We start from the raw sequence: 14,065 nt of genomic DNA on the forward strand, positions 1-14,065 counted from the left end.
AAGGACCGGCCCCTCTTGATCGCCCAAACATTCCTGACCATCCGCCGGATCAGCCGTATCCTTTGGGTGCGCGTGACGTTGATCCTGGCGCTGTCCATCCTCGCGGCGTTGTCGGCCGAAATCCTTGATCCGCTGATCCCGCCAGCCTCCAAAGACAGGTTTTCGCAACAGGCGACCCTGCCGCTGCTCAACATCCTGGCCAACGGGATGCTGGCCGTAACGACGTTCTCGCTCGGCGTCATGGTGTCGACCCACCGCGGCATGGCGGAACAGACCACACCCCGCATTCACCGCCTGTTGATGGAAGATACCCGGACCCAGACCATGCTGGCCACATTCATTGGCGCGTTCGTCTTTGCCTTGGTCGCCATCATCCTTTATCGCGCGGGCTATTACAGCGACAGTGCCTCTGTGATCGTTTTTGCGGCGACTGTTCTGGTGATCGCCACCATCGTCGTATCGTTGGTGCGCTGGATCTCACATCTGTCCGAAATTGGCAGCATAGACTATGCCCTCGCCCGGACCGAGGCTACCGCGAAAGAGACACTCCGCCAACTCAAGGACTGGCCCAATCTGGGCGGTCGCCGTTTCCAGGCAGATAGCGTGCCCGCCGACGCGACAGAGATCACGGCCGCCCGGTCAGGCTTCATCCGCCGCATCGCCATGGATGATCTGCAAACCTGCGCCGAGGATGCGAAGGGCCGTATCTATATCGAACTTCTGCCGGGCGATCCAATCCTACAGGGTCAACGACTGGGGCGCGCGGTCGGTCCCGATCCCGAAAACCTCCGCCGCGCTTTCGTGATCGAACAAAACCGGACCTATGAACAGGATGCCCGCTACGCGTTGCAGGTGTTGCGAGAGACCGGGTCCAAGGCGCTTTCACCGGGTATCAACGATCCCGGAACGGCGATCGAAGTCACCGCGCGTCTCGAACGTCTGCTATGGGAATTCCTGCGGGCTGACCGCGCGGGTGGAGAGCCCCAGTATACCCGCGTCTATGTTCCGGATCTGCGCCCCGCGACCCTGATCGATATCGCGTTCCGTGACCTGGCGCGCGACGGCGCAGGGTTTCAGGATGTTCTGGGTGCGATTGCCCGTGCGCTGCAAACCCTCAACACCCTGTGCGAGGATGAGCCAAAGCGGATGATCGCGGATCTTTATAGCGGCCTGCGCCAACATGCTGAAATCGGGTTGCGCACAGAAAATGAACGCGACCATATCGCCGCGCTGCTGAACGATGCCGCGATCCCCGATCTTGCACCTGACCACGACACCTAAAGCGTCATGCGAAAAACCTGGATCATGTAGCGCGGCCTGAAGTCAAAGATTTCAATGCGTTAAGTGATGATTGATATTTCCGGTATTTCGTCGGACGCTTCAGATCAGATGCTGCTCGCGCTCACGGCTTCTGCCTCAGGCACGCCGTGAAACCCGCCACGATCTGAAATCGCCCGGGCGCCCAGAGCATTCCCGTGGGAAAGACACGCCAACGGCGGCCGCCCCGCCAGCCAGGCGCTCAGGAAGCCTGCGTTGAACGCGTCGCCTGCACCGGTTGTATCAATGGCTTGCACGGGTTTTGCCGCCGCCGTGATCTCCTGGCCGTCTATAAGGGCTGTGGCCCCGGCACTGCCCCTCTTAATCACGGTCAGGGGGGGAAGCTGCCCAGATAGCCCCATGTCACTGATCCAGTCCGCCTCCGCCTCATTCGGCAAAAAGATATCGATCCCGGTCAGCGCATCCCCAATGTCTGACGGCAAAAGCCCTTCATCCCACCCACAATCAAGGGAGATCGAAGCCCCCGCCCTGCGCGCGATCTCAATCAAGTCGGGCCGCTCGACCAGAGTCGCCAGTTCCCCGATATGCAGATGCGCCGCGCCGCACATGGCAAAGGCATCGGCAGGAAGATCCGGCAAGGCCGGACCGGATCGCCGCGTCAGAAAGGCACGATCGTTCTGCCCCGCAATGGCCACTGTCACCTGTGCATCCAGACCCGGTGCTTGCGGACGACACAGATCCAGGTCAAGGCCCGCCCTTTCCATCTCGGGCATGACAGCTTCCCGAAAGGGTGCTCCTGGCAAGACACTCGCCAAGGCCACCCGGTGCCCGAGTGACGCCAGATGGGCCCCTGTGATAAAGGCCCCGCCGCCAGGATGCAGCCCCATCGCACCGGCAAAAACCTCCGTCCCAAGGCTCGGCAGACGCGGCACATCGGTAAAGATCAGGTCACAGTAGAACCGCCCCGCACATAGGATGGCGAGGGAGGTCGCGCCTTGGGTCATAGCAACGCCTCGCCCGTATCGGCATCGAAGACATGGATGTTCTGGCTCAGCGCACCCAGCCTGACAGATGCTCCAACCTCGGGCGGGGTTCGGCCATCGGCCTTGGCGATCAGATCTCCTGACGGGGTGCCGACATAGATCAGCGTCTCGTGGCCCAGCGGTTCGCGGACCGTGACCTGCCCCTCCACGATGGCGTCCGGTGTGTCAGGCGACAAATCCTCGGGCCGGATCCCCAGGGTGACATTGCGTCCCTGCGGCAGCGCGCGATCAAAGTGCAGGCTTTGGCCGGATGCCAACGTGACCCCATGGTCATGGGCGACAGCGCCGGGGATCAGGTTCATCGACGGCGCTCCGATGAACTGCGCGACAAACATGTTGGCGGGGCTGTGATATACGTCGGCTGGGGTGCCGACCTGCTGGATCCGCCCGTCTTTCATGATCACGATCCGGTCGGCCATCGTCATCGCCTCGACCTGATCATGAGTCACAAAGATGATGGTCGAACCGACCCGCTGGTGCAGTTTCTTGATCTCCAGACGCATTTGGGTGCGCAATTGAGCATCCAGATTCGACAGGGGTTCATCGAACAAAAATACAGCCGGATCCCGCACCATGGCCCGACCAATGGCAACCCGCTGGCGCTGCCCGCCTGACAGTTGCGCCGGTTTCCGGTCCAGCAAGTTCGTCATGCCCAGGATCGCGGCCACCTCCTCGATGCGGCGAGTTTTTTCCGCACGGCTGGCCTTTGAGCTTTTCAGCCCGAAACTGATATTCCGGCGCACGGTCATATGCGGATAGATGGCGTAATTCTGAAAAACCATGGCGATGTCACGGTCCTTGGGCTCCAGGTTGTTGACCACGCGGCCTGCGATCTCAACCGTGCCGGAGGTGACATCATCCAGCCCCGCAATCAGTCGCAAGGTCGTTGATTTCCCACAACCGGACGGCCCGACAAAGACGACGAATTCCCCGTCATGGACCTCAAGATTGATGCTGCGCAGCACTTCTGCTTTGTCAAAGCGTTTCACCAGATCGCGCAAGATCAGATCAGCCATCCCTCAGACCTCCAAAAGCCGGGCAAAGGCATCGGCCCGGGCCGCCGCGGCCCCCGCGTGGCGCAACTTGCGATCCAAGCTGCGTTTGACCAGCTGGTCCAACCCCGTCTGATATCCGGTCAGCGCAGCATCGAGCGCAGCCGGGGCGGGCCCGCCGGGCCGGTCGCGGCGCGCAACAAATGTCTCCGGTGCAACGGCGTCCGCAAACGCCTCTCGCCGCAGATCCGGCGCCCGACCCACCTCCGCCGCAAAGGCCTGCGCGAATGCGCCAAAGCCTTCGCCCAGGGGCTGTTCCGCCGCGATAACAGCCCGCGCCGTTTGAGCGGAAATTTCATGGGCCTGTCGAAAGGTTAGACCTTCGTCGCGCACCAATGTGTCGGCCAGTTCGGTAATCGTCACGCAGGCCGCATCCATGTTGCGCCTCACCCGTGCCTTGTTGATTGAACAGGCGGGCAGCATGGCTGCCAGCAGATCAAGCACCCGCCCTCCGCTTGCCAGCGCCCCATATCCTGCCTGCTGCACTTCGCCCTCACTATCATTCATGTCCGTAAAAGGCGTGTTATGCATCGTGTTCACAATCGTATCGCAGCGCCCAACCGTGACGCTGGCAAGGTGACGCAAATGCTCAATGGGCACCGGGTTGCGCTTTTGCGGCATGATGGACGAGATCTGGACCAGGCTGTTGGGCACATAAAGCTGCCCCACCTCAAACGCCGACCAGAACTGCAAATCCTGGATCACCCGGCCCAGATGCAGAAAGGTCAGCTTGATTGCAGAATAAAGCGCGGTGACATAATCGACTGCGGCAATGCACCCATATGAGTTCAACAAAGGTGCCACGAACCCCAGCAGCGCCGCCACCCGCACCCGGTCAATCGAGAACCCGGATGTCGTGATCGCGGCAGCCCCCATCGGGCAGTGTTCCAAACCCTCCATCGCCGCATCCAGCCGCGCCGCGTCACGCTGCAAAACCTCGATCACGGCGGCCAGATAATGGCCAAAGGTGGTGGGCTGCGCAGGCTGCCCATGGGTATAGGCCACGATCAACGTCGCTGTCTCCAACCGGGCTTTGGTGATCAAGCGGTCCGTAAGATGGTGGATCTGCTCCAGCAGCGCCCCGGCCCGCACCCGCAGCGCCATCTTGAACAGCGTGTGATCCATGTCGTTGCGTGACCGCGCCGTATGGAGCGCACCGCCCAGATCCCCCAACCTGCGGCACAGTTCGGCCTCTATCAGGAAAAAGTAGTCCTCATGCTCGCCCGTATAGGTCAGCCGGGTCAGATCGGTCTCCGCCTCGATATCGCAAAGGGCCCGGGCAATCCTGCGCGCATCGTCTGGCCCCAGGGTGCCGGTTTCCGCCAACATAACCAGATGCGCCCGGTTGATGGCATCCATATCGCGGGCATAGTGCCGCTTCACGCCTTCAAATAGCGGTGCCAGAACGGTATCCCGATAAATCGGGTCGGGGAAGGTTGTCGTGTCCGTCACCCTTTCAGCCCCGCCATGACAACGCCCCGGATAATGAAACGCTGAAAGATCAGAAAAACGATGAGCGTCGGGATGGTCGAAATGGCAGCCCCCGTCATGATCAACTCCCAGGCCACATCGGCCTCATCCCCAAAGGAAGACAGACCCACCGGCAATGTGTACATTCCGACCGAATTCGTGACAATCAGCGGCCAGATGAACGCCGTCCAATTGCCCAGGAACACAAAGATGGCCAAGGCGGCCAGCGCCGGTTTCACCAGTGGCATGGCGACCGTCCACCAAATCTGCAACTCGTTCAGGCCGTCGATCCGCGCCGCTTCGATGAAATCGTCCGGCACGGTCTCAAAAAATTGTTTCATCAAAAATGTGCCAAAGGCGGTCATCAGCCCAGGGAACAGGATGCCCCAATAGGTGTCCAACCAGCCGAACTGCTGGGACATGATATACCAGGGGATCACCAGCATTTCGGTCGGGATCATCAGCGTCGACAGAATCGCGATGAATACGATGTAGCGGCCCGGAAACCGAAACTTACACAGGGTATAGCCCACAAGGCTATCGAAGATGACGTTGCAGACCGTCGTGATCGTGGCGATGAGGATGGAATTGACAAACCAGCCATAGAACCGCCCGTCTTCCAGCACGTAGGTGTAATTCTCGATCGTGGGCTCATCGGGAATGAAGTTGAGGTTGTACACCTCGTGCGGCCATTTCAACGAGGTTGAGATCATGTAGGCGATTGGCATCACCATCAGGATCCCGCCCGCAAAGAGCAAAAGGAACCGGATGATCTGCCCGGTATTGCGCGGGCCGCGCGCAGATCCGCCCCGCAGCAGCGTGTCGGAAGATGCCTTGATCTCGACCTCATCCACCACGGCCATCAGCGATCCCTCAGCAGGCGCAATTGCAGCAGGCTGACCACCAGAAGCACCACAAACAAAACAACCGTCTGCGCCGCGGCATAGCCCATGTCAAAGGAGCTGAACGCGGTTTGATAAATCATCAGAACCAGCGGTTTGGTCGCATTCAGCGGACCGCCCGGATTATTCGTCGTCATGTTGAAAACGTGGTCGAAGATGCGCAAAAACCCGATGGACGAAAACACGACCAGGAACACGATCGTGGGTTTCAAAAGCGGCAGAGTAATCTCCCACAGGATCGACCATGTGGAAACACCGTCGATCCGTGCAGCCTCGTAATAGCTGCGGGGAATGGCCCGCAAACCGGCCATGAATATGATGATCTGAAACCCCAAACCCGCCCAAACGGCAGGGGCCAGGATCGCGGGCAAGGCATTGGTCGTCGAATTCAGGAAATTGATCTGCGGGATCCCGACGGAGGCAAGCGCATTGTTGAACAACCCGATGGGCACCGGTTGGTAAAACCACCGCCACACCCAAGCCATTGCCACCGCAGAGGTCATGAACGGCAAAAAGTACAGCATCCGCAGAAAGCCATGCAGAAACCGTGTCTTATCCAGGTGATAGGCGATCACGAACGAGATCACCAAGCTGATCGGCGTGCCGAGCAAAAGATAGACAAAGGTGTTCTTGAACACTTTCCAGAACACCGGATCGGCAAAAAGGGTGCTATAATTGTCAAACCCCGTCCAGGTTCGATCGCCCAGCAGGTTCCAATCCTGAAAGCTGATCAGGATCGCATTGCCCGTGGGGTAAAAACGAATAACGCCATAAAACAGAACCGGCAGGGCAAGGAAGGTCCAGGCCCAGACGATCTGTTTTTGATGGATCGTGAGATCGCGGTAGAGTTTCATCACACCCCCGATGGGCAAAACCCGGCTGTCAGGCCGGTGCGCATCGCATCAGTTCGCGGCGAAATAGCCGTCCAGCAGCTTTTGTTCGGCTTCGGCGGCGATCGCCAGACTGTCGGCGGCCGACATCCCCTCCAATGTCATCCGCTCCACCATTTCGACCATCAACTGGCGCTGGCCGCTTTCATCGGCAAACTTCGTGGTGTTCGCATATTCCAGACCACGGATGAACGGGCCAAAAATCGGATCATTGGCATTCGCTTCGGTCATCCCCACGGACGGTTTGGCAGGCAGTTCGCCGACCACATCCAACCAGATCTGCATGGCCTCGTCAGAGGTGATGTATTGCATGAACTTGACGGCGGCGTCGTATTTCTCGCCTTCCGCCTTGGTCGTGATCGCATTGACCCAATAGGAAGAATAGTTCGACCGCTGGCCATCCGCCGTCGCGGGCAATTCCGTCACGCCCCATTTGAGCCCGCGAATGTCGGCGAGTGAGCCGATGCGGAAGGACCCATCGATATGCATGCCAGCCCGTCCTGCCTTAAAGGCCGCCTGGGGCTCATCCATGAATCCGATGGCCGTTACCGGATTTTCGCGCTGGAACATGCCGGCATAGAATTCCAGCGCCTTCAGCCCGGCTTCGTTGTTGTAATTCACGGTCTGGTAATCGTTGGTATAGGGCTCCCCACCCATCTGGCGGATCAGGCCCTCCCGCCACCAATGGTGATCCTGGGCCGTCATGCCCGCGGTGACACCGACCTGGGTAATATTACCCGCGCCATCGACCTTGGTCATCGCCTCCGCCGCGGCCATCAGCTCATCCAACGTGGTGGGTGGCTCAACGCCCGCTTCGTCCAGCAACCGTTCGTTATAGAACAATGCGAGCGAGCGCACGGCGGTTGGAAGCGCCCAGTACTGATCGCCATCCTTCATCGCCTGCACCATCGGAAAGAAATCGGTATCAATCTGGCTGGCCGGAAACGTCTCGGCAGGCAGTGGCTGGATCAGATCGGCCTGAACATAATCATTCAGCCAGCCATAAAACAGCTGCACAACATCGGGGCCTTCCCCCGCCGGGATCGCGGCCGCCACTTTGGTGCGGTAATCGGCATAGGGGAAATGCGTCATGGTGACGGTGATGTCCGGGTTCGCCGTCTCGAAATTCTCGATCAGTTGCTCCATCGCCGTAACCCGCGCGTCAAAGAAATACTGCCAGTATTCGATCTCCACGGCATGGGCCGCGGATCCAAATGCCACAGTTCCGCCGGTTGCGGTTGCCAGCGCCAGTGCCTTCAATGTTTTGAATGTCATGGTTGCTTTCCCTGTTTATCCCGCCGGCTTCGGCCGATCGTCGCGCGGTCACGCCGCACGTTTCGAAAGATTAACTCAATGATATTGAGTTATCAATACAGTTGAGTTAATCGCATGCCATGATGGCCATGACCGACATCGTCGTTGGCGCGAATGCGGAACGGTCGCGCAATCACAACCGCAAGGTCGTGCTGGGCCGCGTCCGCGCGGCGGGCCAGATCGGGCGGGCCGAGATTGCCCGCGCCTCCGGCCTTTCCACCCAGGCCGTTTCCAACATCATCGCCGATCTTCTGGATGACGGGCTGATCCTCGAAGACGGACGCCGGACCGCCGGGCGTGGCCTTCCGGCGGTGCAATACACGCTCAATCCGGAAGGCGGCTTTGCTCTCGGGGTCGAGGTGCGGCCGGATGCTGTCTTTGCCACGCTCCTCAACCTGCGCGGACAGACGGTCGTGTCAGACCGGCACGCGCTCGCAAAACCAGACCACGCCAACATCGCCACCGCCGTGACATCCCTGCGCGACCGCGTCCTGCACATGTCGAACACGCCCGCTGACCGTGTTCTGGGGGCGGGCATCGTCATGCCGGGCCCGTTCGGAAAATCAGGGATCCTGGGCGACGGCTCCGAATTTCAGATTTGGGATGACCATGATCCCGTCACCTGGTTCTCCGAAATCCTGCAAATGACCGTCCTTGTGGAGAATGACGCCAATGCCGCCGCGATTGCAGAGCGGATCACGGGCGTCGCCCAGGACCTTGAAACCTATGCCTTCATCTATTTCGGCAGCGGCTTGGGCCTTGGCGTCGTACATAAGGGGCGGCTCATGGCGGGCGCGTTCGGCAATGCGGGTGAGATCGGCCATATCCCGGTGCAATCGGGCGGGCAGCAGGTCATGCTCGAAAGCGTCGTCAGCCGCCTCTCAGTGCAGCGCGCCCTGGCCAGCTCCGGCACCCCCGCTGGCAGCGTCGATGACCTTGACCGGCTCTACAGTCAGGGCAATCTGCCACTCCTGGACTGGCTCGATGCCGCAGTCGCGCCGCTGTCGACCGCGATCGTCACGGTCGAGAACCTGTTCGATCCGCAGGCCGTCATCCTTGGCGGGGCCATGCCCGACACCGTGCTGGATCACCTCGTGGCCACCATTCATCTTTCGGACAGATCCGTCTCCCACAGGGATCATCGTGACCATCCCCGGCTGTTGCGCGGGGCCTCGGGTCGACGGACCGCCACGTTGGGGGCTGCCACCCTGGTAATCGACCAGGCCTTCACCCCCACAATCACTGCCCAACTCTAGAGCCGCCCATGCCCACACCCGACCAAACCCGTATCGTGGCGGATCGCGCCCGCCCCCGCGCGATGGAGCTGTGGTGGGCGCTGAAACCGCTCACCTCCGTGGTCCGGTTCATGCAATCGGGCGCGCATCCCGATGACGAACATTCCGGCATGCTGGCCGCCCTTGCCTTGCGCGATGGTCTGAACCTGTCCTATGCCTGCTCGACCCGGGGGGAAGGCGGCCAAAACGATATCGGAACCGAAAGCGGGCCCGATCTGGGTGCCCTGCGCACGCGAGAGATGGAGCAGGCCTGCGATATCCTCGGTATGCGGCTCTATTGGCATTCGCAGGATCCATCCGACACGATCAACGATTTTGGCTTTTCCAAAAGCGGTGTCGAAACCCTTGGTCGCTGGGGCCATGGCCGGACCCTTGCCCGCTTTGTCCAGATCGTGCGCACCGAACGCCCCGATATCCTGTGCCCCACCTTCCTGGACGTGCCGGGCCAGCACGGCCACCACCGCGCGATGACCCAAGCCGCGCACGAGGTTTTGCAGGCAGCCGCCGATCCTGGCTTCTCCTCCGACCTGCCGCCCTGGCAAATCAAAAAGCTCTACCTGCCCGCGCAGTCAGGCGCCGGACAATCCTACGACGATGATGAGCCCCCCCCGCCCGCGACACTGATCATCGATGGCAGCGGCAGCGATCCCATGTCCGGGTGGAGTTGGAACCGGATCGGACAGCAATCGCGCGCCTTTCACCGCAGCCAAGGTATGGGCCGCTGGGTGGCATCCGGTGACGGGGCGAACTGGCCACTTCACTTGGCCAAGACCCATCTGAAATGCCCCGATACGGTCCTCTGGTCCGGCCTGCCCTACGGCGTGGGTGATCTGGCAGAACATCCCGGCACCGCACCAATCGCCGACCACCTGATCACCGCCCAAAACGCACTGAATGCGACCATCGCGGCGTTTCCCAATTTTGCCAAGGTTGCGGATGGGGCGGTCACCGCGCTCCATGCCATCCGGGCCGCCATGGCCAACTGCCCCGCCGAGGTCTGCAGCGATATCGCCCACCGCCTCGCTGCAAAGGAGGTGCAGCTTGGCCATGTCATCCGCCTTGCCTTGGGTGTCACCGCGCGGTGCAGGGTCGCCCAGACAGCCCTCCGCCCCGGTCAACACACTGCCCTTACGGTCGAAATTGATCCCGGCGCGGCCGACAAAGCCACCGTGGAGTATGACTTGCCAGATGGCTGGACCATCCAGGGAAAACACCTGCACATTGCCGACCAGGCCACTCCAACGGCACCCTACCCCTCCTTTTATGATCCCGCTGCCTCCCGCGCGCCCGCCATGGCTGTGACCGTGACAAAGGGCACGGCCAAAACGGCCATCCGCCTCCCCTTCGAAAGCGCGCCCTGCATTCTGCCCAGCACGACCACGTGGATTGACCCCGACGCGGTTGTGATAAACCGGTCCCGCCCGCTGCCAGCGATCGCAGTCACCTTGACCGACCTACACCCGGATGGCGCCACCGCCACACTTGAAACGCCAGCTGGCTGGCACGCCACCACGTCGGCTGCAAAAATCTCGGTCGACCCGCCCGCTCTAGTGGAGCCCGGGCTTTATCATCTGCCCGTCTTGATGAACGGGGCAGCCGCATCGACCGTCCGGCAGATCGCGCATCCCCATATCCAGCCTACGGCTTTGTCCCGCCCGGCCCAACTTCGCGTGGGGGTTCTTGACGCGCAGGTGCCCGATATCCGCGTGGGTTATGTCGGCGCCGGAAATGACCGGGTGGGTCATTGGCTCACCGCCCTCGGCGCCGATCTGACCGACCTCACCGATGCTGACCTGACCAGTGACGCAGCTCTTGCCCAGTTTGATACAATCGTGATCGGCATCTTCGCCATGCGGTTCCGCCACAGTCTTTTTCCCGCCATGCCGCACCTGCACGAATGGACCAAAGCAGGCGGGACCCTGGTCACGCTTTATCACCGCCCCTGGGACAATTGGGACCCGGATCTGGTGCCGCCCCACAGGCTTGAGATTGGGCAACCATCCCTGCGCTGGCGCGTTACGGATGAAGCGGCAGAGGTCCGGCACCTGGCCCCAGATCACCCCGTGCTGACCACCCCCAATACAATCAGGCACCAGGATTGGCAGGGTTGGGTCAAGGAACGTGGCCTCTACTTCGCAAAGGACTGGGATCCAGCCTACACCCCCCTGATCGAGATGGCGGATCCCGGGGAAGCCTCGCATCACGGCGCGCTGCTGGCGGCAGATGTCGGGCAAGGGCGTCACGTCCACACCTCCCTCATCCTGCACCATCAAATGGAAAACCTCGTCCCCGGCGCGTTTCGCCTGATGGCCAATCTGATCGCCCGCCGGACCTAACCGCAGCAGCGTTTGTTGTTGGCGCTGCGAAAGCGGTTCGCGCTCCAATGCTCTGTCACAGTGACGGCAGTGTTCAACATCTACACGCAAATGACAGGATCCAAATCCAGAGGCTGCGCATTCCCCCGCTCGTCAGCCAAATCAAACCGCCAAAAGTCGCAAACTGGGTCAGGTCTCCGTCGACTTATCCCGGTCGACCCCGGCGATCCGTTGCGCAAATTGCCCCGCGACCTCTGATCTCCGATCTTGCTCAAAAGTTAACGCCAAGTGCGCCGCGTATGTATGGGATATGCATGGAATGTGTATGGGTTGTGCATGCCCTATGCGCAGGGTTTTACGGGCTGACAGGTCGCGCTTCGATCACGACAAAAGCCTGCGCCCAGGGGTGATCATCGGTCAGGGTGACATGGATGAGTGTCTCATGTCCCGCCGGGGTCATCTGTGCCAATCGCTCCGCCGCCCAGCCTGTGACCGCCATGACCGGTTGCCCGGTTTCCAGGTTGCTGACAGCCATGTCCTTCCACGAAATGCCCATGCGCAGGCCGGTGCCCAGCGCCTTTGAGCACGCCTCCTTGGCGGCCCAGCGCTTGGCATAGGTGCCTGCCACATCCTTGCGGCGTTCGGCCTTGCGCTGTTCAATCTCGGTGAAAACCCGATTGCGAAACCTGTCCCCGTGCCGATCCAGAACGCCTTGAATACGCTCGATATTCGCCAGATCCGTCCCAATGCCCAGGATCATCGCGCCGCCCCGCAACCTACCCTCATGCGCAGGTTACCCATCCCGCGCCCGCACCCGCAATTCGAACTTCTGGATCTTGCCGGTCGAGGTTTTGGGCAACTCCGTGAACGTCACCGATTTCGGGGTCTTGAACCCGGCCAGACGTTCGCGGGCAAAGGCGATCAGCTCTGCTTCCTCAACACTCTGCCCGTCCTTCAGTTCCACAAAGGCGCACGCCACCTCACCCCATTTGTCATCGGGCTTGGCTACCACGGCACAAAGGGACACGGCCGGGTGATGCATCAACACGCCCTCCACCTCGACCGAGCTGACATTCTCCCCGCCCGAGATGATGATATCCTTCGCCCGGTCCGCAATTTGAATATAGGAATCAGGGTGTTGCACCGCGATGTCGCCGGAATGGAAATACCCACCGGCAAAGGCCTCTTCGGTCGCTTCGGGGTTCTTCAGATACCCTTTCATGACCGAATTGCCCCGCATAACGATCTCCCCCTGGGTTATTCCATCCTGCGGTACGGGGGCCATGTAGTCATCAACGACCGTCACCTCTTCCATCATCGGGAACGCGACCCCCTGGCGGGCTTTGATAGCGGCCTGCTCATCCTTCGATAAGCCGTCCCACCTGCCTTGCCAAAGGCATTCGGTGACATGGCCATAGGTCTCGGTCAGGCCATAGACCTGGGTAATGTTAAATCCAAGCCTTTCAACGGCTTTCAGGGTTGCCGCGGCGGGTGGAGCACCGGCAGTAAACACCTCGACCGGTGCCGCCAGGGGCCGCCGCTCCGCCTCCGTCGCGTTGACGATCAGGTTCAGCACGATAGGCGCCCCGCCGAAATGAGTGACCCCGTCATCGGCAATCGCATCGTAGATCGCCTTGGCACTGATATCCCGGCAACAAATCACGGTGCCGCCCAGAACCGGCATCATCCAGGTGTGGTTCCAGCCATTACAGTGAAACAGCGGCACGATGGTCAGGAACCGCGGATGCAATACCATCCGCCAGGAGATCACGGTTCCCATCGTCATCATATACGCACCGCGATGGTGGTACACGACGCCTTTGGGCCGCCCCGTGGTGCCGGATGTATAGTTCAGCGCCAGGCTCTCCCATTCATCCCCTGGCATGATCCAGGGGAAGTCGGTGCGACCTTCCGCCAACAGCGTCTCGTAATCGGTATGGCGCCCGGTGGCCGGATGGCCCGCGCCTGGGTCGGGAACTTCAATGATCGCAGGGGCGTCATCGCCCAGCTGCGCCACCGCAGCCTCGGCCAAGGGCAAAAACTGGGTGTCACACAGGATCAGCTTCGCGCCGCCATGGTCAAAGATGTAGGTTACGGTGCTGACATCCAGCCGGACATTGATCGTGTTCAACACGGCCCCGCAGGCGGGCACTCCGAAATGGGCCTCGCACTGGGCTGGTATGTTGGGCAGGAGCGTCGCCACCACATCGCCCGGCCGGATACCGCGCCCCGCCAGAGCCGAGGCAAGCTGCGAGCACCGCCCGTGATAGTCCCGATATGTCAGCGAGCGGCCCTGATACACCAAGGCCTCCCGATCCGGAAAGACAATCAAGGCGCGGTTCAGGTGCGAAAGCGGCGTCAGCGGCACATAATTCGCAGGACGCCGGTCCAAACCGATCTCGTCCGCCATCCAACCCATATGCGTACCTCCACCCGTGTTTTCCCAAGTATTTACGCGGTGGAGGCGGATTGGAAAGATGTTTATGGGCAAACCGCCCGTCGCAAC

The 14,065-nt window shown here is 60.9% G+C and carries 11 protein-coding genes; 3 read left to right on the forward strand and 8 right to left on the reverse strand.

The features are described from left to right. Positions 1-15 precede the first annotated feature (15 nt). Positions 16-1,281: a DUF2254 domain-containing protein gene (locus IU397_RS19720; RefSeq protein ID WP_204417039.1), complete on the forward strand. Its 1,266-nt coding sequence runs from the start codon at positions 16-18 to the stop codon at positions 1,279-1,281. 104 nt (positions 1,282-1,385) lie between these two features. Here IU397_RS19720 and IU397_RS19725 read toward each other — a convergent pair whose 3' ends face one another. From IU397_RS19725 to IU397_RS19750, 6 genes are read right to left on the reverse strand one after another with little or no spacing between them, the layout of a single operon-like run. Beyond that, positions 1,386-2,282, reverse strand: coding sequence for a carbohydrate kinase family protein (locus tag IU397_RS19725; RefSeq protein WP_204417041.1), 897 nt, complete (start codon positions 2,280-2,282; stop codon positions 1,386-1,388). Beyond that, complete coding sequence (locus IU397_RS19730; protein WP_204417043.1) at positions 2,279-3,337, reverse strand: ABC transporter ATP-binding protein; 1,059 nt, start codon at positions 3,335-3,337, stop codon at positions 2,279-2,281. The genes IU397_RS19725 and IU397_RS19730 overlap by 4 nt, the downstream gene beginning before the upstream one ends. Positions 3,338-3,340: 3 nt before the next feature. Next, on the reverse strand, positions 3,341-4,825 hold the full coding sequence (gene argH, locus IU397_RS19735; protein ID WP_204417045.1) for an argininosuccinate lyase: 1,485 nt from the start codon (positions 4,823-4,825) through the stop codon (positions 3,341-3,343). Continuing rightward, positions 4,822-5,706: a carbohydrate ABC transporter permease gene (locus IU397_RS19740; RefSeq protein ID WP_204417047.1), complete on the reverse strand. Its 885-nt coding sequence runs from the start codon at positions 5,704-5,706 to the stop codon at positions 4,822-4,824. The genes argH and IU397_RS19740 overlap by 4 nt, the downstream gene beginning before the upstream one ends. Further along, a complete protein-coding gene (locus tag IU397_RS19745; protein ID WP_204417049.1) occupies positions 5,706-6,599 on the reverse strand; it encodes a carbohydrate ABC transporter permease in 894 nt (297 codons plus the stop codon). Before IU397_RS19745 ends, IU397_RS19740 begins: the two co-directional genes overlap by 1 nt. Before the next feature lie 48 nt (positions 6,600-6,647). After that, positions 6,648-7,910 carry an extracellular solute-binding protein gene (locus tag IU397_RS19750; protein ID WP_204417051.1) on the reverse strand — a complete coding sequence of 421 codons (1,263 nt, stop codon included), beginning with the start codon at positions 7,908-7,910 and terminating at the stop codon, positions 6,648-6,650. A gap of 128 nt (positions 7,911-8,038) precedes the next feature. Here IU397_RS19750 and IU397_RS19755 point away from each other — a divergent pair, with 128 nt between their 5' ends. Next, complete coding sequence (locus IU397_RS19755; protein ID WP_204417053.1) at positions 8,039-9,205, forward strand: ROK family transcriptional regulator; 1,167 nt, start codon at positions 8,039-8,041, stop codon at positions 9,203-9,205. Between the two features lie 8 nt (positions 9,206-9,213). Beyond that, a complete protein-coding gene (locus IU397_RS19760; protein ID WP_204417055.1) occupies positions 9,214-11,580 on the forward strand; it encodes a PIG-L family deacetylase in 2,367 nt (788 codons plus the stop codon). 334 nt (positions 11,581-11,914) lie between these two features. Here the strand turns inward: IU397_RS19760 and acpS are convergent, their stop codons facing one another. Next, positions 11,915-12,319, reverse strand: coding sequence for a holo-ACP synthase (gene acpS / locus IU397_RS19765; protein WP_204417056.1), 405 nt, complete (start codon positions 12,317-12,319; stop codon positions 11,915-11,917). 33 nt (positions 12,320-12,352) lie between these two features. Continuing rightward, complete coding sequence (locus IU397_RS19770) at positions 12,353-13,978, reverse strand: AMP-binding protein (protein WP_204417057.1); 1,626 nt, start codon at positions 13,976-13,978, stop codon at positions 12,353-12,355. Between the last annotated feature and the right edge of the window lie 87 nt (positions 13,979-14,065).

The sequence above is a fragment of the Actibacterium sp. 188UL27-1 genome (genome assembly GCF_016901225.1).
In the GTDB taxonomy this organism is placed as follows: Bacteria; Pseudomonadota; Alphaproteobacteria; order Rhodobacterales; family Rhodobacteraceae; genus 188UL27-1.